This window comes from Cobetia sp. BMC6, from assembly GCF_029991385.1.
GTDB lineage: Bacteria > Pseudomonadota > Gammaproteobacteria > Pseudomonadales > Halomonadaceae > Cobetia.
The window spans coordinates 236,875-260,696 of the sequence record NZ_JAKUMF010000003.1 but is presented as its reverse complement, the minus strand read 5'-3'; the positions used below and the strand labels follow the sequence as shown (position 1 = coordinate 260,696).

Below are 23,822 nucleotides of genomic sequence, written 5' to 3'. Positions count from 1 at the left end.
ATGATGACCGCAGACGCCCCATCCTCCCGACCTCCGGCTGCGCCTGACGCGACCTGGTCAAGCGATCAGCAGTGGTTGAGCCTGAGTGCCGATGGCATCCAGCTACAGCTGGATCTCGCCGATGGCCTGCTCAAGCTGGCCCATTTCGGGCGCATCGCGCCCATCAATCCGGACCAGCACCGCCTGATGAGCGCTGCCGCCACGCCCCAGGCCAGCCTGGATCAGCTGCCGCCCAATACCCTGTTCAATGATGCCGGGCTCGGCTTTGCCGGCTATCCCGCGCTGATCGGTGACCGCGAAGGCCGCGACTGGCTGACGGCGATGCGCCTGAGCGATGTGGCCTGCTCGACGGATGCCTCCGGCGCTCACGCCCGCCTGACGCTTCGCGACAGCCTGAGTGAGCTGGAAGTATTGCTGGCGCTGACCGTTACCCGCGAGGGCGTATTGCGCCAGCAGACGACCCTGACCAATCAGTCATCCGCGCCCTATCGGCTCGAGTGGCTGGCGGCCGCCTGCCTGCCGCTGCCAGTCCGCTTCGAGGAGTGCCTGAGCTTCGGCGGCCGCTGGGTGCAGGAATTCACCGAGACGCGTCATCGTCTCAGCGAAGGCACCTTCACGCTCGAGAACCGTCGCGGCCGCAGCTCGCATCAACGCGTGCCGACGCTGATCACCGGCACGCCAGGTTTCAGCGAGCAGCGTGGCGAAGTCATCACCGCGCATCTGGCGTGGAGTGGCAATCATCGCGCATTGATCGAGCGTCAATTTGATGGCAGCACTCAATTGCAGATGGGTGCCCTGCTACTGCCTGGCGAGCAGATGCTGGCCGCCGGCCACAGCGTGGCCACCCCGGAAGTGGTGATGGCCTGGTCGGATAGAGGTATCAATGGCGCTAGCCAGCGCATGCATCGCACCCTGCGCGCGCGGCTTGACTGGCCGGTGGCCGACAAGCCGCGTCCGGTACACGTCAACACCTGGGAAGCACTCTATTTCGATCACGATGCGGCGCGTCTCGAGGAGTTGGTCGTTGCTGCCGGTGAGGTGGGTGCCGAGCGTTTCGTGCTCGATGATGGCTGGTTCGTCGGCCGGAGTGGCGAGCGCGCCGCCCTTGGCGACTGGTATCTGGATTCCGACAAGTACCCGCAGGGGCTGGGGCCGCTGATCGAGTCCGTGCAGGCGCACGGTATGGAATTCGGCTTGTGGGTCGAGCCCGAGATGGTCAACCCGGACAGTGAACTCTTCCGCACCCATCCGGATTGGATTCTCGGGCTGGAGGGGCGCGAGCAGCCGCTGGGACGTTATCAATGCGTGCTGGATCTGACTCGCCGCGAGGTCTGTGACTACCTGTTTGCGCGCCTCGATGCGCTGCTCAGCGACTACCCGATCAAGTATCTGAAATGGGACATGAATCGCGACCTGACCCACGCGGGCGGCCAGTCGGAGGAAGGACGCGGAAAGCCTGCCGCCCATGCCCAGGTCAGCGCGCTCTACTCGCTGCTGGCCCGCCTGCGAAAGGCGCATCCCGGCGTCGAGATCGAGAGCTGCGCCTCGGGCGGCGCGCGCACCGATCACGGCATTCTGCGGCACACCCATCGCGTCTGGACGTCTGACTGCAACGATCCCCACGAGCGCACGCATATCCAGCGCGGGGCCAGTCGCGTGCTGCCGCCGGAGCTTCTGGGTGCGCATATCGGCCCGCAACACGCCCATACCACCTCGCGACGCACGTCGCTCGCCTTCCGTGCCTCCACGGCGCTGTTCGGTCATCTGGGACTGGAGCTGGATGTCAGCCAGCTCGGCCAGGCAGAGCGCCGTGAGCTGGGCGGCTGGATAGCGCGCTACAAGGCGCTGCGTGGCCTGCTGCACAACGGTGTCAGCTGGCGTCTGGATTGCCTGGATGACGATCAGCATGCCCATGGCGTGGTCAGTCAGGATGGGCAGCAGGCCCTGTTCAGCATCAGCCAGCTGGCCATGCCACGCCACGCCGTGCCCGCCGCCCAGCCGCTGGCCGGCCTGCAAGCCGACACGGCCTACCGGCTCGAGCTGCTGGAACTGCCGGAGCACCCGGAGCGACGCATGAAACAGCTGCCCGCCTGGATCAGCCGACAACAGGCCGGCGAGCCGGTCGTCGTCTCCGGTGAGTACCTGATGCGAGAAGGCCTCGCCCTGCCGGTGCTGGACCCCGACCAGGCAATCCTGATTCACCTCCATGCGGTAGCGCCATGACGCGTGCCACGCAGGATGTCATTGCATGCGACGCGCTCGCTCCCCACTTTCAGCATCAAGGATGAACCCCATGCAGCTCGGTGTCTGTTATTACCCGGAACACTGGCCACGTGATCGCTGGCCGCAGGATGCTCGCGACATGATGGAAGCCGGCGTTCGTGTCGTGCGTATCGGAGAATTCGCCTGGAGTCGCCTGGAGCCCAGCGCGGGTGACCTGCGCTTCGAGTGGCTGGATGAGGCCGTCGAGGTTCTGGCGGCGGCTGGTCTCAAGATCGTGATGGGCACGCCCACGGCGACACCGCCCAAGTGGCTGGTGGATGCTCATCCGGAAATTCTGGCCGTCGATGAGAATGGCGACACACGCGGCTATGGCTCGCGTCGTCACTACTGCTTCTCTTCGCCGACGTTCCGCACCTTGAGCGAGCGCATCGTGCGCCTGATGGGCGAGCGCTACGCCCACCATCCCGCGGTCATCGCCTGGCAGACCGACAACGAGTACGGCTGCCATGACACCATCCTCAGTTACTCCGCAGCGGCCCGCGCCCGCTTCCCCCAATGGCTCGAGGCGCGCTATGGCACGGTCGAGGCCCTCAATGAGGCCTGGGGCACGGTGTTCTGGAGCATGGAAGTCAGCGAGTTCTCCCAGGTCGAGGCGCCCGTCGGCACCGTGACCGAGCCGCATCCGGCCATCGTGCTCGATTATCGACGCTTCTGCTCCGACATGGTGGTCGAATACAACCGCCTGCAGGTCGACACCCTGCGTGCCGCGGGTGTCAGCGGCGATATCGTGCACAACTTCATGGGCCTGTTCACCGAATTCGATCACTTCGATGTCGCCCGGGACCTGGATATCGCCAGCTGGGACAGCTACCCGCTGGGCTTTCTGGAGCGCGGCGCCCACGACGACGCCACCAAGGCCCATTATCGCCAGCAAGGTCATCCGGACTTTGCCGGCTTCCATCACGACCTCTACCGCGCCATGTGCAAGGGCCGCTGGTGGGTGATGGAGCAGCAGCCGGGCCCGGTCAACTGGGCGATCAGCAACGCCGCGCCCTTGCCCGGCATGGTGCGACTGTGGAGCCACGAAGCCTTCGCGCATGGCGCCGAAGTCGTTTCCTACTTCCGCTGGCGTCAGGCGCCCTTCGCCCAGGAGCAGATGCACGCTGGCCTGCTGCGCCCGGATGGCTCGCCCGCCTCGGCCTGGCCGGAGCTCTTGCAGGTGCGCGATGAACTGGCGACACTCGCGGAACATGACTCGGCGTCTGCCCAGCAGGCGCCCGCCGCCCTGATGTTCGATTACGCCTCCATCTGGGCCTGTCAGATCCAGCCTCACGCCGAGAACTTCAACCCGCTCGAACTGTACCTGAGCTGGTACAGCGCGCTGCGGCGGCTCGGGCTTGATGTCGATATTGTCTCACCGCGCGATGCGCTTTCTGGCTATTCACTGATTGTGCTGCCCTGTCAGGTAATTGCCGATGAGGCACTGGCGGCGCGTCTTAGCACGGCGCGCGATTCAGGCAGTCGCGTGGTGATCGGCGCACGCTCCGGCTCGCGCACGCCGGAGTTTCAGATACCCGCGCAGTTGGCACCCGGCGCACTCAGCGAGCTGGCTGGCGTCACGGTCGATCGAGTCGACGGCCTGCGGCCAGGTGCCAAGCCGGCCGTCATGTTGAGCAACGGTGCACACGGCCATGCCCTGCGCTGGCGCGACCTGCTCGACCATCAGCGCACCAGTGCCCAGGTGGTAACGCGCTTCGAGGATGGCGAACCCGCCATCCTGCATCAGCGCGGTGTCAGCTATCTGACCGCCTGGTTGAGTGAAGACACTCTGGTGGCGATTCTGCAGGCGGAGTGTCAGGCCTGCGGCATCACCACTCATGCCCTGCCCGACGGCGTGCGCCTGAGGCGGCGCGGGCCGCTGAACTTCGCCTTCAACTATGCCCCCGAGCCGCGCTGGCTGCCGGAAGGCCTCGTCAATGACAGCGGGCTGCTGGCCGGTAGCCGGGTGCTGGCACCCGCTGACGTCTGTATCTGGTTCAGTGACGAAAAGCGCCCCTGAGTGCGGCGGCTCCTGCCCACTCATTCAACGCGAAAATCGACTTTGCTTGAAAGCAGGACATCTCTCGGATTTCGCGACCGGCAGACTGTTCGATCACTTGTCGCGGCGCCTTCGGGCGCCGCTTTTTTGGATAGCTATTCTGGGTCTGCAGGCTTCATGAGTGACTACAACACGTGCTGACCCCCCCCCCTGCTTACCGGATGACTGAGGCTGTCTTATCGTCAAAATAAAGCAGAATGAAGATAACGGTATATATTTTGATGTAAAACGACCTCTCTTTTCACTGCGCAAGGCCAGATGGAGTTTGCCCTTGAGTGCTTGCTGACCGCACAGCGCTGCCACTTAAGGCGCATTGTTCTCATGTCAGACAATCTCTAGTGTGCTGGATGTCTCTGTATATAAGCCAATAAATAGCAAAAACAACAGGCCACGCACCTGTAAACAGGACAACCGTCGTCAATGGCAGACGACCCACGACTACGATAACGCCAACTACGAGATACCCCCATGAGTATTCTTGCCATTCTGATATCGCTCGGGCTGCTGATGTTCCTGGCCTACCGCGGTATCACCGTTCTCTTGCTTGCCCCTCTGATGGCCGCCCTCGCCGTCGTCCTGTCAGGAGATGCAGCCGCCCTGCTGCCCAGCTACACCGTGACCTTCATGAGTCAGCTGGGCGGCTATCTGGCAAAGTTCTTCCCGCTGTTCATCCTCGGTGCCCTATTCGGTCAACTGATGGCCGATTCCGGGGCCGCGCATGCCATCTCCGAAGGCCTGGTCAAACGCCTAGGCACACGCCATGTGATCCTGACTGTGGTCCTGGCCTGTGCACTGCTCACCTATGGGGGCGTCTCGCTGTTCGTGGTCGCCTTCGCCGTCTACCCGATTGGCGCTCAGCTCTTCCAGCGCACCGGCACGCCCAAGCGACTGCTGCCCGCGGCCATCGCCCTCGGCTCCTTCACTTTCACCATGACGGCACTCCCCGGCACACCTGCCATCCAGAACGCCATCCCGATCCCCTACTTCCAGACCAACAGCTTTGCAGCGCCAGGCCTGGGCATCATCGCAGGCCTGATCATGCTAGGGCTGGGTACCTGGTGGCTGAAGGGACGTGCCAGCAAGGCTCAGGCACAGGGGGAAGGCTACGGAGTTCACAAGGACGAAGCGCTGGAGGAATCCATGGCGCCCACCGCACAGATGGGCATGATCACGGCGCTGATTCCGCTGGTGATGGTCATCGGCCTGAACGCCCTGATGACCTATCTCGTCTTCCCGCGCATCGATTTCTCCTACCTGAGCGAGGCCTTCCCGGAGCTTGACCCGGCGGGCGCCACCGGCATGTGGTCGATCCTGATCGCGCTGGCCTTGGCCTCCACCTGGCTGGTCATCTCACGTTGGAAGCAGTGGGCCGACCTGAAGACCACCGTCAACAATGGCTGCTTTGGCGCCATGCTGCCGGTCTTCAATACCGCCTCAGAGGTGGGATATGGCGCGGTGATCGCCAGCCTGGCCGGTTTCGCGATGGTCAAGGAGGCGGTGCTCGGCCTGTATCCGGGCAACCCGCTGATCTCGGAAGCGGTGGCAGTCAATGTGCTGGCCGGCATCACCGGCTCGTCATCCGGCGGCATGAGCATCGCGCTGTCGACTCTAGGCGAAACCTACCGCGAGATGGCCGTCAATGCCGGCATCGACCTGGAACTGATGCACCGCGTGGCGGCGCTGGCGGCGGGCAGCATGGACACCTTGCCGCATTCCGGAGCGGTCATCACCCTGCTGGCGATCTGCAAGCTGACTCACCGCCAATCCTACGGCCAGATGTTCATGATGACGGTCGCCTTCCCGATGCTGGCCCTGATTGCCGTCGTGACCCTGGGCAGCCTGGTCGGCAGTTTCTGAGCCGTAACAGCTTTTGAACCGTTTAAGCTACTGGCCATAAGCGGAGCAAAGTGACACCAATACAATGACAAGAAGGCCACCCATTCGGGTGGCCTTCTTGTTGAGCAATCACGCCAGCAATGCGCTGACACCTCAGTAGACGTGGTGAGCCCGCTTCGGGTTCAGCGTCTCATGACGTGCACGCGTCTTTATCCAGAGCGTAAGGTCATCGCGGTCGGTGCCTGGATTCTCGGCGACCCACTCGACGATACGCGAGGCGATGAATTCGGCATGAAACTCATCATCGAACTGCAGCAGCATGAGGTCCTCGCCCGCCTGAGAGATGCGCAACAATACCTCGCTGGTCGGCAGTACATAGAGATTCAACTCATGCAGGTATTGTGTCGTGAAGGTGACACGCCGAAAGCGTTCGGGAACATTGCGCCCGCTGTGAGTAATATCATTCATGAAAGCCATGGCTCTCTCCTGCATCAAGGCGCTCATCGTTTTTGCTCATTTTTGAGCTTTGCCACTTATCATAGCGCACAGGATGTACTTCCGGCTGATTTATGCATATATTTTAATAAAACCTGCAAACAACATCCTTCAACCGGTTATCAACTCTATATCCTGGCAAGTCACTTTCGGATAGCGGCCGTTATCACTGTTGCCGCTGAAGCAATGCATCACTTTGCAAGGTTAGCTGAACTCGCGTCAGCCAGCCCGCCAGCAGCGCCTGCTTGTGCCGACTCATGGTGCGATGTTGCTCGATCACTTCGCATAATCGATCGCCGGCCGCACGCATTCTGGTAGGGCTCTCCCCTCGGGCACAGCGCTGATAGTCATCCGCCAGCCCATGGATCAATTCGCGCAAGGCGTGCTGTACCGGGCGCGGCACATCGTTGCCCAATTCCCGCCGCACGAAGCCTATGCCGCGTCCGATATCCATCCCTGTCAGGCCCAGCGTCAGTAGCGGCATTCCGAGCACTTGCTCCTGTGCAGCATCGGGCTGGCCGTTTGCAGTTTCGCCACTGCGGCGCGCTTCCTGTTCACGACTGCGAGTCTGCTCATGCCGGGCCAGGCGCAACAGCCTGTCGCCCATACGGCCGCCGAACCAGCTGTCCAGGCGTTCGGTAGAGCGCTCCGCCAGCTCACGAATATCACTCGCCGTGGCGCGAATCAGCTGGCGCTTGTCCCAACCGGCTCCCGGCACAGGGATCAGGCGGAATCCAATGATGGTCACGATCAGACCGATCCCGGCTGCCAGACTTCGATTGAGGGTATAGGCGACATCGAAGGTCATACCGTTGTCCGGCATCACCAGCAGAATATTGAACACCACGAAGGGCAAGGCGATACCCGCCAGCGCCGGCACGACGGACCCCATCAGGCCGAGGAACAGAGGAATACTGAAGATGGTCACAAAGGGCACGAAGTGGTGGGCGTGACTGAGCATGACATTGCCGAACAGCAATACGCTCGGGACCGCCAGCAGCAAGCCCTTGAGCACCATCGGAATGATCGGCGCCGGATCACCACGGCTGACGAAGATGCCCGAGAACAAAGTCCCTAGCAGCATGGCCACCGCCCCGTTGTCCCACGCCGTCGCAAGCCAGAAGATAGCCGTGGCGCTGAAGATGGTCATCGCGCGGATCGCATCAATGGCGGCGCGTCCGTGATCGCGGTGCCAACTCATGCTTGGCTGACGCAGCTGATGACGGTCGGGATGATTGATGACCTCACGTGCCTGCAGGATGACCAGCGCATGCCCCAGCACCTCACGCAGACTGAACAGCAATCTGGCTTCCAGCGCGGTGATGCTTCGCTGACCGCGTGACAGGCGCAGACATTCCCCGCGCAGCTCCTTGAGCGTCTTGCGAGCCTGGGCCGTGCCCTGATTGTCGGCCATGCTTTGTAAAGCCGCGCCCAGACGTTGCATCAGGTCCTGGGTCGGCTGACTGAAACGCTCGGCTTCCTCTCTCTTTACCTGGTTCAACTCGTTGGGCTGTGCGCTTGCCCCACCGTCATCGTTCTGTGATGGCACAAAGAACTCGGGATGACGCAGCTGGTGCAGGGCCTTGAGTGTCGCGTAGAGACGCATGCTGCGCCGTGTCAGCAAGTGAACACCGCGAATACGTCCCTTGCCTTGGGGGCCTTCATAACGCGCCGAGTGAGCATCGATCTCGAGATTGTTGAGCGCCTCCAACCCGGTCATCATCTGCTCGAGCATCGCCATGCGTTCCTGATGTTGATCCTTTTGCCGTCCAGTTGTCTTGCCTCCCTCTAACGGCATCGAGAACGCCAGCGCCATATAGCGGAAGGTGGCATTCACCGCTGTGTCCGCCAGCTGGCCGAGATGATCCCGTACCCGTATCGGCCATAGCAGCGCACTCACGACGACAGCACACAGCGCGCCGAGACTCAGCTCACTGAGACGGGCCAGCGCCACCGAGAAGAAGTCATCCGGCGCCGAGGACGTCAGCACCACGATGATCATGCAGGCCACCGCCGCCATCACACAGCCATAGGACAGATTGTTGTGCGTCAGCGAGGCGCCATAGATACATAGCCCGATCCACAGTGTGACCGAGCCCAGCGCCAGTTCGGGTACCTGGGCAAAGCAGCCCATGATCACCACGGCCACACAGGTACCGACGAAGGTACCCGTGACCTGACAGATGCCCTTCTCGACCACCATGCCCGACATCGGACGTGTCTGCAGAAACGCCGCCGAGATCAGCGCCCAATAGGGTCGATCGAGGTCGAAGAAGAAGGCGGCGTAGAGGGCCAGCGCCATCGCCAGCACACCCTTGGTGGCGAACTTCAGGGCGAACGGCGAAGGCCTGAGAAAGGCGGCCAGAGCGGGAGACATGGATCAGTGCTTCCCGTCTGCGTCTTGGGCGGCCTGATCTATCTCGTCAGGTTCCGCCTTGGCAGGATCCGCCTTGGCATGACTGGTCTCATCCTTGCCATCCTCAGCAGTGATCAGCCTGACACTCGCCGTCATGCCGGCGGCAAGATTGACACCTGAGGCACGTACCGCCTCGATATCATCAAATTCCACCCGTACCGGAATGCGCTGCGCCAGACGCACCCAACTGAAGGTGGCGCTGACCTGAGGCAGCTGCTGGGCATTGGTCGCGGTATTGTCATCGGCGATGCCCTGACCGATCCCCACGACCCGCCCCTTGAAGTCTTCATTGCCGCTCATCAGCGTGATCTGGACCGGATCGCCCGGACGCACATGCTGCAGCTTGGTCTCCTGGAAGTAGGCGCTCAGGTAGAAGGAGTCTTCCTTGATCAGCGCCATCACCGCCGTGCCGGCCGTGACGTAATTGCCCTGACTGAGGTGCATGTTGAGAATGCTACCGTCGGCGGGTGCCACAAGACGCGTACGATCGAGATCCAGCTGCGCGGATTGCACCGCGGCTTCGGCCTGTTGCACGTCGGCGCGGGCGACTTCGGCTTCCAGACGCGCACTGTCGCGCTCTTCCTCACTGATGGCACGATTGGTCAAGCGACCACGACGATTGGCTTCATGCTCCTTCAGACTCAGGGTCGCCCTGGCACTGGCGAGACTGGCCTTGGCCTTGGCGAGCGCGGCCTCATAGCGCGCACGATCGACCTGAAGGATGACGTCCCCTTCCTTGACGCGCGTGGTATCCGCCACATTCAGCTCACGCACCCAACCGGAGACATCCGGGCTCAACGTGATCACCTCGGCGCGCACCCGGGCGTCGCGCGTCCAGGGACTGTACATGTAGGTATTCCACAGCCACACCGCACACCAGGCTGCAGCCGCCACCAGACAGAGAGTGATGATCCATTTGACGGCTTTGTGTCGCAGGTTGCGCATGCGGTTTCCTTGGGGAATAGAGGGGCTGGGGAAAATGGGTGCCACGAAACGGGGCATGGGAAGATCGGGATCACGAATGGCGTAACGCTGAAGGAATGGCGCACGTCACGTCACGAGGGCGACCACCGCCGCCAGACAGATGACAAACAGCGAGATATCGAACCAGGCCTCGAACCAGAGCTCGTGATTGGCCAACAGACGATGCAGCAGCGTGCGAATGATACCCGCCGCCAGCAAGGCGACCAGCGCATAGACCAGCATCGGGCTGATCAGGAATTCCCCGACCACCATTTCATGCAGCGCATTGAAGCCAGGCGCAACATCATTGCCTGCAGCGATTTCCTTCATCGAGATGTCCTAATCCTGTGTTATGCGAGATCTGGCTTGCGTCATGCGAGAGCTTGGTCCCACCTGACAAAATCCCGACTGACATGCGTACAATCAGCGTTCAACGATGGTGGCAGACTCGTGCGCATTCAAGGTCCGCGAGTGGACTGTTCCACCATGCGGATCTGGAGGGCAGCGTCGTCGCTGAGAATATATGCAGGCTAACATTTTTTGCCGTCGCGCACCGTTGCGTCAGAAGAATCACCCCATTCCTCGCACAACGGGCGACCAGAATCCGCTCTCAATTTGGCTGAACGCTAATTGGAACAATCAGCCTGGACGCCAAGTATTCAGGTAGTAGCAGAGTACAAGGTGCCCCGAACGCAAGACGGCTTACCCGGAAGGCAAGCCGTCTTGTTTTTTCCACTTCCTGCTTCCTGCAGATTGCTACACCGCGTAGCCGAGCACGCGTGGCAGCCACAGGGCGAGCTCAGGGAACAACATCACCACCGCCAGCGCTGCCAGCATCGCCACCACGAAGACCATGGCCCAACCTACCGTCTTCTCGAGCCGGACCCCGGCCACGCTACTGGTCACCATCAGATTGACCGCCACTGGCGGGGTGAACTGCCCGATCGCGATGTTCATCGCCAGCAGGATACCGAACCACACCGGATGCCAGCCGAAGTGCTGCATCACCGGAATCAGCACCGGCATCAGGATCAGGTAGATGGAGACCGCATCCAGCAGCATCCCGGCAATCAGCACTGCCACCATCACCAGAATCAGCAGCGTCGTTCCGCTATCCGACAGCGTGATCAGCCATTCGGCCAGATGCCGGAAGGTACCCAGCATGGTGCCCGCCCAGGCGAATATGCCCGCCAGCGCGATGATCAGCATCACCACACCGGAGATGACGGCCGCCTCTCTGAGCAGTTCCCACACCTGGGAGAGCTTGAGCTCGCGGGTGATGAATAACCCGACACACAGCCCATAGGCGGCGGCCACTACCGCCGCTTCCGTGGGCGTGAAGAGGCCTGAGCGCAGTCCGCCGAGGATGATCACCGGCGCGAGCAGGGCCGGGATCGCTGCGCGGAACGCCGGACCCAGCGCGATACGCTCTACCTGAGTCGGGTCTTCCCAGCGATAGCGACGCGAAAGGAACCAGGCCGGCAGCAGCAAGGCCACGCCCACCAGCAAGCCCGGAATCAGGCCCGCGGCAAACAGCGCACGCAGATCCACCCCCGGCACCACGATGGAATAGAGGATCAGCGCGATGGACGGCGGGATCAGGATCGCCGTGGAGGCCGAGGCCGCAATCAGCGTCGCCGAGAACGCCCTGGGGTAGCCCGCCCGAGTCATGCTGGGGATCATCACCATCGCCACCGCGGCCGCATCCGCCGGGCCGGAGCCGCTCATGCCGCCCATGATCAGGCATACCAGCACCGCCACCAGTGCGAGCCCCCCGTGACGCGGGCCGATGAGCGCCTGGGCAAAGCGCACCAGCCGCGCCGCCACACCGGCACGCTCGAACACCAGCCCCGTCAGGATGAACAGCGGAATGGCGATCAGCGGATACTTGGCGATGCTGTTGTAGGTATTGGTGCCGAGGGTGGCTAGCATGCTGACCGGCAGCCCCGCGACGATACCCACCGCACCCGAGAGCCCCAGCGCGAAGGCCACCGGCACGCCGAGTATCAACAGGGCGGCAAAACTGGCGAGCAACCAGAGATCAGGACTCATGATCTGACTCCTTGTGCTCTGACGACGCATTTTGACCGGGCCCTTGCGAAAGACGCTCGACACACTGCTGCAACTGACGCCAGGCCATCGCCAGCGCCAATATGGGCAGCCAGATCACGTACCACCAGTTGGGCAGACCCAGCCCCGGTGACAGCGAGTCCCACTGATACTCCTCCAGCGCGAAGGTCCCCCCGAACCACACCACCAGCCCCAGCACGACCAGCACCGCCAGGGTCTGCACGATCACGACCAGTCGCCAGAGCGGCAACGGCAGCACGTCTTCCAGCAATGCGATACGAATATGCGCCTGACGGCGAATCGCCACCGAGGCGCCCGCCAGCGTCAACAACACCAGCAGGAAGACCGAGAATTCCTCGGTAAAGGCAAAGGAGGCATCGGTGGCATAACGCACCACCACATTGGCCAGACTGATGATACCGATCAGTCCCAGCGCCAACGCCGCCAGCCAGGACTCCGGCCGCACGCGTGGCGGTGGCCTGTCCGTGGGGGCAGGCGCTCCATTGGCGCCGTCTTGCAGAGCTCGTTGCGACGTTTGAGGTGATGCTTGTTGAGAGGATTGTTGCGACTTTTGCGACATGACACGCGATCCACACGAACGCCGAGGCTGTCAGGCCCCGGCGTGGTTCTTCACTCAATAACGCGCACAGACCGCATTATTCCCGATGTCATCTGCTCAGTGAGCAGCAGCGATGGTGGCCCTGGCAGACTCAGCGCGAGGCCTCGACCTCGGCACGTGCCGTCTCGACCAGCGACTCGCCGATCTTGGGTGTCCAGCTGGCGTAGACCGACTGGGTGGCGTCACGGAAGGTCTGCATCGCATCCTCATCCAGCTTGACGACATTCACGCCGCGCGCCTCGATGTCCGCCAGCCGCTGGGCATTGCCCTCACGACTCATGGCGATCTCCCAGGCACCCGCTTCCTTGGCGGTCTCGGTCAGCAGAGTGCGCTCCTGTTCACTGAGCGACTTCCACACGCGCTGGTTGGCGGCGAAGATCAGCGGGTCCGCCATGTAGTGCCAAAGCGTCAGGTGGGTCTGACCGACCTGATCGATGCGCGCGACATCGAACACCGACAGCGGGTTCTCCTGTCCATCCACCGCACCGGTGGTCAGTGCCGGCTTGGCATCGGCCCAGCTCATCTGGGTCGGGTTGGCACCCAGCGCCGTGAAGGTGTCCTGGAACAGCGGCGAGCCCACCACACGAATCTTCAGGCCCTTCAGGTCATCCGGCGAGGTGATCGATTTCGAGGAATTGGACACCTCACGGAAGCCGTTCTCGCCCCACGCCAGCGGCTTGATGCCCTTGGACTCGATGGCGGCGAAGACCTGCTTGCCCGACTCGCCCTGGGTCAGCGCATCGATGGCGGCGTGGTCCGGCATCAGGAACGGCAGCGAGAACAGATTGAGCTCCGGTACCTGGGGCGACCAGTTGATGGTCGAGCCCACCGCGAGATCGATCAGCCCCTGACGCATGGCCGAGAACTCCTTGGTCTGGTCCCCCGCCACCAGCTGGGCATTCGGATAGACACGCAGGGTGAGCTCGCCACCGGAGCGCTCCTCTACCAGTTCGGCCCACTTCTCGGCCGCCTGTCCCCACGGGAAGGCATCCGACAGCACGGTGGAGACGGACAGCTCACGCGCCTCGGCATCACTCGCCATCAGCGGTGACAGCAGAGCCAGGCCAAGCACGCCGGCCATCAGGGCAGAGCGACCCGTGGCAGCGACACGCGGGCGCGCGGTCTGGCTTTGAGAAAGAGCTGGAGAATGATCCGAACAGCGGTGACGCAGATGACGAGAGGCGGGGCCAGCGTTGGCGTGTGCAGCGGTCAGGGTCATGAATAACCTCTTGATTATGATGTTGTTGAGTGTGTCCAGAGGCAGATTCGCATCTACTTTGGTCGCTGACCATTCGACCATGCGACAGATCGGCGCTTTTTCGACGCTCACATGCTATCTCGCTGCATTACCGATCACTGTATATGCATCCACCCATCGGGTTTTCCGAGACCTCTTGCGTACGAAACGCTCGACCATGTGGTGTCATCAGCGTGTGTCGCCAAGGAGCGCATCCAGCAATGCAAGAGGGCCAACCCTCGCGCAGGCCCCGCCAACAGCGAGTTTGACGATATTGCCCTTTGCAGGATGCCGTGCTTTTACAGCGCCAGGGTGTCCCGAGCCCGGGTCGGGTCATGATTTCATGAAGCACTGTATATTTATCCACCACACTACATCCTTGAGACAAATTTCACGATATGTCGCCTTTCAACCACACAATGGCGCACCACGGGTCGCAGACTCCGGATTCGGTCGGTAGACTGAGCGCCGTTCCCGCAAGGACCGACCACGACTGACCAACATCACGCACGCAAGTGTCGTACCTGACATCTCGTCGGCACCGCTCCCACGGTCCCGACCCTGACTGATGAGGCCCCCTTCCATGCCGAACCCCCAGCAGGAAGCCATACCCACTCCCACCTTCGAGACCGAGCCGCTCGACACCTCGCGCAAACGACTGCAGCCGACCAGCAGTCTCGGCGCAGCGGTCGTTCTGTGGTCGCTGCTGCTGGGAATGGGGATGCTGATGCTGGCCAACGGACTGCAGGGCAGTCTGTTGGGGATTCGCGCCTCCTCGGAAGGCTTCAGCAACACCATGACGGGCATCATCATGTCGGCGTACTTCGCCGGCTTCCTGCTCGGCTCGACGCTTGCGCCACGCAAGCTGCGCCGGGTCGGTCATGTGCGCACCTTCGCGGCGCTGGCCTCCATCACCTCGGTGTGCATCCTGATCCACGCACTCTATGTGGTGCCCGAGGTGTGGATCGCCATGCGTTTCATCACCGGCTTCGCCTTCGCCGGCCTCTACGTGGTCGCGGAGAGCTGGCTCAACAGCCAGGCGACCAACCAGATGCGTGGCCGTCTGCTGGCCATCTACATGGTGATCACCTATCTGGGCATGGGCGGCGGCCAGTTGCTGCTCAACGTCGCCAACCCGGACACCTATCTGCTGTTCATCCTGGTGTCGGTGATCATGTCGCTGGCGCTGGTGCCGATGCTGCTGTCCGCCTCACCACAACCGGAAGGCGCGCAGCCGGAGGCGATGGGACTGGTGCGTCTGCTGCGCCTTGCCCCACTAGGGACGTTGGGCGGCTTCGCCACTGGCATCGCCAATGGCACCGTCTTCGGCATGGGCGCGGTGTATGCCGACCGCGCGGGCCTGCCGGTGCAGGAAGTCTCCTGGTTCATGGGTGCCTTCATTCTGGGTGCCGCCCTGCTGCAATGGCCGCTGGGCAAGCTCTCCGACAAGCTGTCGGCCAAGAAGGTGATTCTGGGCTGCAGTCTCGGGGCGATCGCGCTGTCCATCGGCGGCGTGCCGTTCAGTGGTGGCAGCATGCTGACCATGGCGCTGCTGGGTGCAGGCCTCGGCGGGTTGATCCTGACCCAGTACTCGCTGTTCCTGGCCGCGGCCAACAACCTGCTGACCACGCCACAGATCATCTCCGCCAGCGGCACGCTGGTGCTGATGCATGGCGCGGGCGCGATTCTGGGCCCGCTCACCGCGGGTCTGCTGATGGAGCGCTTCGGGGCCGTCGGCTTCCTCTATACCCTGACCGCCATACACGTGCTGATCGTGATTCTGGCCGCCAGTGTCACCAGCAAGCCGCGTCAGGAACTGGATGCCGAGGAAGGCGATCACCCCGGCCACTATGTAGTGGCGCCCTCCACCACCAGTCCGCTGAGCGCCGCCTGGGTCGAGGAAGCCATCACCGAGCCGGAAACCGGTCAGCTGGAATTCGACTTCGATGCCGAACCTGAGCCGGAGTTGAGCGAGGAAGAGCTCGCTGCCCAGCAACAGGAAGCCGCCTCTGAAACAGAAGAAGGCGTCGTGCAGCAGGTCGACAATGAGGAAGGCGTGATGAACGACCGCGTCACCGGCATGGAAGACGACTGGCATCTGGATGGCCATATCGACGAGCAGGCCCAGCACCTCAGCGAAGAGGAACGCCGCGTCAAGTCGGAACCGGAGCGCGAGAGCTACTGATCACGTCTGACGACATGCTCGAGTGATAACCAAGAACACCGCCTCTCAGGGCGGTGTTCTTGGTTGGGGCGGGCGGAATAGGGACAGGAGAAAGTGAGACAGGAGACAGGAGACACAAGGGCAGGCGTAACAGCAAGACGGTTCAGCAAGAGGATAAAGCTCGGGGAAACGAAGAAGGCTCAAGACGATACAGACTCAACGGCGACGCTTGCCCGCCCGCGCCACCAGATGCGGTGCCAGCACACCCTGCAGCCGACGCACGGCCTGGGAATGCAGCTGCGAGACACGCGATTCGGTGACATCGAGTACCGCGCCGATCTCCTTGAGGTTGAGCTTCTCCTGATAGTAGAGCGCCATCAACAGCTTCTCGCGCTCCGGCAGCCGCGCGATGGCCTCATTCAAGGCCCGCCGCGTATCGGCCTCTTCCAGCGCCTCGTGCGGCAAGGCAAACGGCGTGGCGAAGGGCGTCGCCTCGGGCGAGGTATAACCGCCCGCCAGCCCGCCTTCCTCATCCATCATCTCGTCCAGCGACATCACCATGCCGTTGTTGGTGTCCAGCAGCAGGCGTCGGTAATCTTCCAGCTCAAGCCCCATGGCGGCGGCGATCTGGGTCTCCTCCGGCGGATAGCCCAGGCTCTGCTCCAGCTGCTGGATCACGCTCTCTAGCTCGCGCCCGGCCCGCCGCACACTGCGTGGCAACCAGTCACGCGAGCGCAGCTCATCGAGCATCGCGCCGCGGATGCGCTGACTGGCATAGGTGGCAAAGCTGGCGCCGTGACCCTGCTCATAGCGGCCCACGCATTCACACAGCCCCAACATGCCAGCCTGAATCAGATCCTCGAGATCGACACTCGCTGGCAAGCGCACTTGCAGCTGCAGCGCGATCCGGCGCACCAGCGGTTGGTATTCAGAGTAGATATCCTGCTGGGCCATGCGCCCATTGGCGGTATACATCGGCGTCCTGGTCCTCGCTTGCATCCCTCGGGGTCGTTTGACTCAGGGTCGTGCCCCCCCATCCTCGGGACTCCTGTTCCCAGCGTATTGTCGCGCCCCCGCCACAAACCATTCGCTCGAATAGCTACCCTCAGCGACGGCTTTCCTGCCTTACGTCGCCACTCTGCCTCGGGGAGGCGGAAATGAAGGCAGACGTGAAGAGACAAAGAGGGAAGACGAGACACGTACAACCCCGACAGCAGATCGACAGAATGTCGCGAGGGTGAAGCGAGAGTGGAGCGAGGATGTCACGAGGAGCGCCCGTATGAAGAGCGCGCAAGGAAAGCCAGCGAGACAGCCGGAATGAGAAAGGTCAAAAGGCTGCAAAAAATTTCTAAAGTTCTGTCGCGCCGCGACGATAACTGAAGCAACGGCACAGGAGTCGTTACTGGCGACACGCCATCTATCTCCCCATTACGACAGGAAGTGACACATGGCTTCAGTGATCAATACCAATACCCTTTCCATGGTGACTCAGCAGAACCTGAATCAGTCCCAGAACGCCCTGAACACCTCCATGGAACGTCTGTCCTCCGGCCTGCGTATCAACAGCGCCAAGGACGACGCCGCCGGTCAGGCCATCGCCAACCGCATGGATTCCCAGATCACCGGCCTGTCCCAGGCGCAGCGTAACGCCAACGACGGCATCTCCGTCGCCCAGACCGCTGAAGGCGCATTGAATCAGGTCAACGATAACCTGCAGCGTGTCCGTGAGCTGACTGTCCAAGCACAGAATGGGACCAATAACGCCGATGACCTGACTTCCATTCAGAATGAAATTGATCTACGTCTTGAAGAAATCACTCGTATCTCTGAACAGACAAGTTTCAATGGTATTGACGTTCTTCAAGAAGACAACACCATGAGCATCCAGGTGGGGGCCAATGATGGTGAAGTAATCACAATTGACCTCAAGCAGATCAATACTGAAACCTTGGGCCTGACGGGCTTTAATGTTGATGGCAATGGAATAAAAAATAACACTGCCACTGAAACAGATTTAATGGCAGCAGGTTTTGCAGAGTCTACAAGTATAGCTGGCCAATATACTGACGCAGACTTCAATGCAGCTGCTACGATTAGTGACGTATTTGGAGAAATCACTGAGGATGGAGCAAAGATAACCCAAGTTGGTGGAAGTGGAACAGTATACACTTATGCTTCTGACAGTGAATCCTTCAGCTATGATGCAACAGTAGCAGATATTGGTGGCGCTGGTACAGCCACTCAGCTCACACCTTCTGCAGGTGACACAAATGCTATCACTATCTCACTTGGCGGCGAGGAACAAGAGGTTCTGGTTGACGACAGTGGAAATCTCACTGATGCCAACAGTGGAAACAAGCTTTATTTCGATGGCGCGAACAACCTTAGTGAAACCAATTCAGGATCTGATACTCAAGCTTCAATTTCAGATATAACGACTTACTTATCCCAAGGCAACACCAATACTTTAGCTGGCGCAGACAATTACATAAAGTCCGGCAACACTACTTATGCAGCTTCAGCCAACGATGATGAATTTTCTGCTACCAACCTGACAACCTCTAAAGCACAACTTGAAAAAGATATCAACGCTGACGCTGCTAGCTCTTACAACATTGATCTCGACGATGACGTAGCGACTACAGGAGATAATTTCTCGATCACTAACGCCAATGCTGTCACCGGCGGTATTGCTGGTGCAGGCAATGCTTTATTTACTTCTGGCTTTGATAGCTCAAAGTTCGCTGGAACTGCAGGCGAAACCATTTATGCCAATGACAATGGAAAAATCACCGATGGTGCTGGCAACGAAATTTATGCAAAAGAAGATGGCAGCTTAACACTCGAAAGCACAAGTGATGCAACTGCTACAAAAGACCCGCTCGCAGCGTTGGATGATGCACTAAAACAAGTTGATGGCATGCGCTCGGACCTCGGTGCCGTGCAGAACCGTTTCGACTCTGCCATCACCAACCTAGCGACGACCGAAACCAACCTGGCGTCTGCCCAGTCGCGTATTCAGGATGCTGACTATGCAGAAGAAGTCTCCAGCATGACCACTGCACAGATTCTGCAGCAGGCGGGGACTTCCATGCTGACACAGGCCAACCAGGTACCGCAGAACGTGCTGTCTCTGCTGGGCTGATCTCTGGCTCACATGCTGCATAGGCCTGTCACTGAGCAAGAGTGGCAGGCCGGTCGTTGGCAGAGGTTAGTGGCCTTGTTGATATTGCTCCTTTTAGTCAACAGCGCTCGTGCATTTCAATCTCCGTCAGCAATATCCAGCAGCAGCAAACAAAAAGGGCAGACGCATCGCGTCTGCCCTTTTTCATTGGAATGTGGGCATGAATCACACCGCCATGTTCATGATTTCCTTGTAGGCACTCAGCAGCTTGTTGCGCACCTGTACGGTCATCTCGAATTCCAGTGAGGCCTTCTGGCCTGCCACCATGACCTGATCGAGGCTGACATCCGGGCTGCCCAGCTCGAAGGCCCTGGCCTGGCCTGCCGCGACCTGCTGTGACTGGCTGACGCGCGCCAGCGAATCCTTGAGCATGCCGGCAAAGCCCTGAGCATCAGTGCCGCTGGCCTCTGACACTGCGCCCACCGACTGAGCGTTGCTCCCGGCCGCCTGCGCCGCCATCTGATCGAGCTGCTGCAGACTGCCCGTCATCGCGGATGACATCGCCGCGCCGACTGCCTCAATCGCCATCCCGCCTCTCCTTTCTCAACACGCGCCATTCGTCTGCCGCTTTCAGTGGGGCTCAGACTACCAGTCAGTCGAGCGGCTGAAAGTGACTAATACCCCTGTTTTGCGACGCTATTCGTCTGATTGGATGTGCGCCCAGCTTCGATAATGGCCAACCTACGCAAGAAGGCGCTGCGAAACGCGACATTGTTGATCCATCGTTTTCATGTTTCGCCCTGCTTGCTGGAATCACCCGCTGCGAGTTCAGACCACGGCGCTTATCGGACATCTGCATGAGTACACCCAGCCAGACAGCGCCCCAGTCGGGCACCTCCACGACGTCAGAATCATCGGACAAGCCAGCCAACCCCTTGTTGGCACGCCTGGCGGCATTGCCACGTCTGCCGCTCATCATGGCGGCCGCCTTCAGCGTGGCTGTCATCGTCGCGTTGTTGCTGTGGGGCGCTGGCACCCAGTGGAGTGTGCTCTATCGTGATCTGCCCGCCAGCGAAGGCGGCGAGATCGTCGCGCAGCTGGAGCAGACCGGCGTGCCCTATCGGCTGAGCAATGAAGGCGCCACCGTCGAAGTCCCCAAGGAGGATGTCTATCGCCTGCGTCTGGCACTTGCCCAGCAGGGCCTGCCCAGCCAGGGCGGTTCCGGCTTCGAGCTGATGGATACCCAGGCCTTCGGCATCAGCCAGTTCACCGAACACGTCAATTACCAGCGCGCCCTGTCCGGCGAGCTGTCGCGCACCATCGCCAGTCTCGAGCCCGTGTCCAGCGCTCGTGTGCACCTGGCACTGCCGGAAGATTCCGTCTTCGTGCGCGAGCGCCGCCCAGCGACCGCTTCCGTGGTGGTAGAACTCAAGGGCGGACAGCAGCTCAAGGCACGTCAGATCCAGGCTATCCAGCACCTGGTGGCCGGCAGCGTGCAGGGCCTGGCCAGCGAAGACATCACCGTCGTCGATCAGGACGGCAATCCGCTGTCGCGCCCGGCGGGCGATGCGCTCAATCTCGATGGCAGCGCGCTAGAATATGCCCAGGCACTGGAGCGCAGCTATCAATCGCGCATCAATGCTCTGCTGACGCCACTGGTGGGACGCGACAACTTCCGCGCCGAGGTCAGCGCCCAGCTCGATTTCTCCCACGCCGAAGAGACCGAAGAGCACTACACGCCCAACCAGCAACCGGGCAGCGCAGCGGTGCGCAGTGAACAGCTCAACAACATCGGCGCCGGCGAGATGCTCGGCATCGGCGGCGTGCCGGGTGCCCTCTCCAACACGCCCCCGGGGATTGCCGCCTCGCCCATCAATGCCGATGACGCGGCGAATGCTGACGGCACCACACAGACTGACGACGCGGCCAGCGGTCTGAGCAACTATCAGCGCAGCAGCACCATCAACTATGAAGTCAACAAGCGCGTGCGCCACACCCGTGCGCGCCTGGGTCGCCTCGATAATCTCTCGGTGGCGGTGGTGATCAATCACCGCCGCATCATGGACAGTGACGGCAACCCGACCAGCGAACCGCTGGCAGCCGACCAGCTGGCACAGATCGATTCGCTGGTGCGCGAGGCGATGGGCTTCAATGCCGAGCGTGGCGACAGCCTGAGCGTCATCAATGCGCCCTTCATGACCGCCGAGCAGCAGAACGCCGGCCCGCCACAGCAGTGGTGGGAGAAGTGGTTGAACAATCCCGAGATGCAGGCGCTGGCCATCGAGCTTGGCCGCTACCTGATCATCGGCTTCATCGCCTGGCTGCTGTATCGCAAGTTGCTGCGCCCGCTGTTGCAGCCGCTGCTGCGTCCGCAGGAGGCCTACCAGACCATCGGTCAGCCGCCCGGCACTCAGGCAGCCGGCAGCGCCGCGGGTGGCATCGCCGGCATGGAGTCTGGCCTGGCGACGGCCAATGGTGAGCTGGGCAGCATGATGGCGAGCCAGGCAGCACCGGCCAGTGGCCCGCGCACGCCGACCACCTATCAGCAGAACCTCAAGGATGCACGTGACATGGCCCGCGATGACCCGCGCATGGTCGCCATGATCCTCAAGAACTGGATGAGTCACCATGAGTAAGACACTGACGAACATGGAACGCAGCGCTGCCCTGATCATGAGTCTCGACGAGGACAGCGCCGCAGAGGTCTTCAAGTTCCTGTCTGCCCAGGAGATCCAACAGCTCAGCGCGACGATGACCAACATGCCGCAGGTCACCCAGGAGCAGATGGCGAAGACGCTGGAGGCATTCCACGCCGACAGCGAGCAGTTCAGCGCCGTCAATCTGCTCTCCACCGACCATATCCGCTCGGTGCTTGTGAAGGCGCTGGGGCAAGAGCGCGCCAGCTCGCTGCTCGAAGACATCTACGAGAGCTCCGGTCAGAACAATGGCATCGAGACGCTGAACCTGATGGAGCCGCCGCTGGTGGCTGAGATGATCCGCGACGAGCACCCGCAGATCATCGCCACCATCATGGTGCACCTGGAGCGCCATCAGGCCTCGCAGATTCTCGAGCACTTCTCCGACACCCTGCGCAACGATGTGCTGCTGCGTATCGCCACCTTCAGTGGCGTGCAGCCGGCAGCCCTGCAGGAACTGACCGAAGTGCTGAGCAACATGCTCAGTGGCCAGAACCTCAAGCGCAGCAAGATGGGCGGTATTCGCACTGCGGCCGAGATACTCAACCTGATGCCGGGGCAGCAGGAAGAGCAGGTGCTCGAGGCGATGCGCCACCACGACGAGAGTCTGGCGCAGCAGATCATCGACGAGATGTTCGTGTTCGAGAATCTGGTCGGGCTCGAGGACCGCTCCATCCAGCTGCTGCTCAAGGAAATCGACAACGAGACGCTGGTCACGGCGCTCAAGGGCTCTCCCGAGGCGATCATCCAGAAATTCCTGCAGAACATGTCGCAGCGTGCCGCCGAGATGCTGCGTGATGACATGGAGGCGCGTGGTCCGGTGCGTGTCAGCCAGGTCGAGGCCGAGCAGAAGAGCATCCTGCAGACGGTACGTCGACTGGCCGACAGCGGCGAGATCGTGATCAACAGCGGTGGCGAGGATTATGTCTAGTGAGCGCCATGTCTAGTGAGGACTGTGCCTAATGAAGACCATATCCAGTTCTGATCCGCATCGTGACGCGCCTGAGCCGTGGACCGAGCACGACGTGGAGAGCAGCGACGACATGCATCAATGGCAGCCGCTGGAACTCGACGCGCTGGATGGCAAGCCCACAGCGTCTCAGTCGGGTGGCGGCTTTCAAGCCGGCATGCCGCACACTGCGGCGCCGGATGTCGGCCTGATCCGGCGCATGGCACAGCGTGCTCGCTCGACCTTCGAGCAGGAGACGCTAGAGCAGCAACAGGCGGCACGTGACGAGGGCTATGCCGCGGGTGAGAAAGCCGGTTATGAAGCGGGTCTGGCGCGTGCAAGGCAGGAAGCCGCCGAGCAGGCGACGCGTCAGACCGAGGCCGCCCAGCAGGCACTCGAACAACAGGCCGCCCAGCTGGCACCGCTGATCGAGAATCTGCAGCAATCGCTGGCGTGCCTGGATGAGCAGATCAGCGATGAGCTGGCGGCACTGGCCATCAGCGTCGGCCAGCATCTGGCCCGCGAGGCATTTCGTGCCCACCCGGAGCACATCATCGACAGCGTGCGCAGCCTGCTGGCGGCTGACCCGCCGCTGATCGGCCGCCCGCGCCTGTATCTGAATCCTGACGACCTGCCGCGCGTCGAGCAGGCAATGGGCGAACAGCTCACCAGGCTGGGTTGGCAATGTCTGCCGGACGCCAGCCTGAGCCTCGGCGGGTGTCGCGCCGAGGCCGATAGCGGCTGTCACGATGCCAGCCTCGAGAGCCGCCTGGACATGCTGTCACGCCAGCTGCGCCATCGCGGCAACGCCGATGGCAGCCTGCATGGCAAGGACGAGGCCAGCGGTTCGCGTATCGTGCAACGCCAGGCGTCAGAACATGTACAGCCAGAGCAGGCACGCACTGAGCTGGCAGGAGATCGCGCATGAGTGA

Annotated in this window: 17 protein-coding genes; 8 read left to right on the top strand and 9 right to left on the bottom strand. The window is 61.6% G+C overall.

Annotation, left to right across the window (positions count from 1 at the left end):
- From MKZ40_RS08540 to MKZ40_RS08530, 3 genes are all read left to right on the top strand, one after another.
- Window positions 1-2,223 (top strand): alpha-galactosidase, encoded by a 2,223-nt coding sequence (locus MKZ40_RS08540; protein WP_175088799.1) that lies wholly within the window; start codon window positions 1-3, stop codon window positions 2,221-2,223.
- A gap of 70 nt (window positions 2,224-2,293) precedes the next feature.
- Window positions 2,294-4,282, top strand: coding sequence for a beta-galactosidase (locus MKZ40_RS08535; protein WP_175088800.1), 1,989 nt, complete (start codon window positions 2,294-2,296; stop codon window positions 4,280-4,282).
- Window positions 4,283-4,789: 507 nt separating this feature from the next.
- A complete protein-coding gene (locus tag MKZ40_RS08530) occupies window positions 4,790-6,178 on the top strand; it encodes a GntP family permease (protein WP_175088801.1) in 1,389 nt (462 codons plus the stop codon).
- Window positions 6,179-6,310: 132 nt separating this feature from the next.
- Here MKZ40_RS08530 and MKZ40_RS08525 read toward each other — a convergent pair whose 3' ends face one another.
- The 7 genes from MKZ40_RS08525 to MKZ40_RS08495 form a co-directional block, all read right to left on the bottom strand.
- A complete protein-coding gene (locus MKZ40_RS08525; RefSeq protein ID WP_175088802.1) occupies window positions 6,311-6,634 on the bottom strand; it encodes a hypothetical protein in 324 nt (107 codons plus the stop codon).
- A 184-nt stretch (window positions 6,635-6,818) separates the two neighbouring features.
- The gene (locus tag MKZ40_RS08520; RefSeq protein ID WP_175088803.1) at window positions 6,819-9,029 is read right to left on the bottom strand and encodes an FUSC family protein; all 2,211 of its coding nucleotides are present in this window, start codon (window positions 9,027-9,029) and stop codon (window positions 6,819-6,821) included.
- 3 nt (window positions 9,030-9,032) lie between these two features.
- On the bottom strand, window positions 9,033-10,013 hold the full coding sequence (locus MKZ40_RS08515) for an efflux RND transporter periplasmic adaptor subunit (RefSeq protein WP_175088804.1): 981 nt from the start codon (window positions 10,011-10,013) through the stop codon (window positions 9,033-9,035).
- Window positions 10,014-10,118: 105 nt separating this feature from the next.
- Window positions 10,119-10,361, bottom strand: coding sequence for a DUF1656 domain-containing protein (locus tag MKZ40_RS08510; protein WP_225346692.1), 243 nt, complete (start codon window positions 10,359-10,361; stop codon window positions 10,119-10,121).
- Window positions 10,362-10,787: 426 nt separating this feature from the next.
- Window positions 10,788-12,083 carry a TRAP transporter large permease gene (locus MKZ40_RS08505; RefSeq protein ID WP_175088805.1) on the bottom strand — a complete coding sequence of 432 codons (1,296 nt, stop codon included), beginning with the start codon at window positions 12,081-12,083 and terminating at the stop codon, window positions 10,788-10,790.
- Entirely contained in the window at window positions 12,073-12,567 is a 495-nt protein-coding gene (locus tag MKZ40_RS08500) for a TRAP transporter small permease (RefSeq protein ID WP_225346693.1), read from the bottom strand. The genes MKZ40_RS08505 and MKZ40_RS08500 overlap by 11 nt, the downstream gene beginning before the upstream one ends.
- A 244-nt stretch (window positions 12,568-12,811) precedes the next feature.
- Window positions 12,812-13,801 carry a DctP family TRAP transporter solute-binding subunit gene (locus MKZ40_RS08495; protein WP_175088866.1) on the bottom strand — a complete coding sequence of 330 codons (990 nt, stop codon included), beginning with the start codon at window positions 13,799-13,801 and terminating at the stop codon, window positions 12,812-12,814.
- Window positions 13,802-14,540: 739 nt separating this feature from the next.
- Between MKZ40_RS08495 and MKZ40_RS08490 the strand changes: the two genes are divergently transcribed.
- Complete coding sequence (locus tag MKZ40_RS08490; RefSeq protein ID WP_175088807.1) at window positions 14,541-16,142, top strand: MFS transporter; 1,602 nt, start codon at window positions 14,541-14,543, stop codon at window positions 16,140-16,142.
- A gap of 195 nt (window positions 16,143-16,337) precedes the next feature.
- Here the strand turns inward: MKZ40_RS08490 and MKZ40_RS08485 are convergent, their stop codons facing one another.
- Window positions 16,338-17,096, bottom strand: a complete 759-nt coding sequence (locus MKZ40_RS08485; protein WP_175088808.1) for an RNA polymerase sigma factor FliA — start codon at window positions 17,094-17,096, stop codon at window positions 16,338-16,340.
- Window positions 17,097-17,568: 472 nt separating this feature from the next.
- On the opposite strand from MKZ40_RS08485, the gene MKZ40_RS08480 reads away from it, so the two are divergent.
- On the top strand, window positions 17,569-19,266 hold the full coding sequence (locus MKZ40_RS08480) for a flagellin (RefSeq protein ID WP_175088809.1): 1,698 nt from the start codon (window positions 17,569-17,571) through the stop codon (window positions 19,264-19,266).
- Window positions 19,267-19,470: 204 nt separating this feature from the next.
- Here MKZ40_RS08480 and fliE read toward each other — a convergent pair whose 3' ends face one another.
- Window positions 19,471-19,833 carry a flagellar hook-basal body complex protein FliE gene (gene fliE / locus MKZ40_RS08475; protein ID WP_254627009.1) on the bottom strand — a complete coding sequence of 121 codons (363 nt, stop codon included), beginning with the start codon at window positions 19,831-19,833 and terminating at the stop codon, window positions 19,471-19,473.
- A gap of 269 nt (window positions 19,834-20,102) precedes the next feature.
- On the opposite strand from fliE, the gene fliF reads away from it, so the two are divergent.
- Genes fliF through MKZ40_RS08460 form a run of 3 tightly spaced genes read left to right on the top strand, consistent with a single transcriptional unit; the run spans window position 20,103 to window position 23,818 of the window.
- A complete protein-coding gene (fliF, locus tag MKZ40_RS08470; RefSeq protein WP_175088810.1) occupies window positions 20,103-21,881 on the top strand; it encodes a flagellar basal-body MS-ring/collar protein FliF in 1,779 nt (592 codons plus the stop codon).
- Window positions 21,874-22,872: a flagellar motor switch protein FliG gene (gene fliG, locus MKZ40_RS08465; protein ID WP_153635809.1), complete on the top strand. Its 999-nt coding sequence runs from the start codon at window positions 21,874-21,876 to the stop codon at window positions 22,870-22,872. Before fliF ends, fliG begins: the two co-directional genes overlap by 8 nt.
- Before the next feature lie 31 nt (window positions 22,873-22,903).
- Entirely contained in the window at window positions 22,904-23,818 is a 915-nt protein-coding gene (locus MKZ40_RS08460; protein ID WP_153635810.1) for a flagellar assembly protein FliH, read from the top strand.
- The last annotated feature ends 4 nt before the right edge of the window (window positions 23,819-23,822 follow it).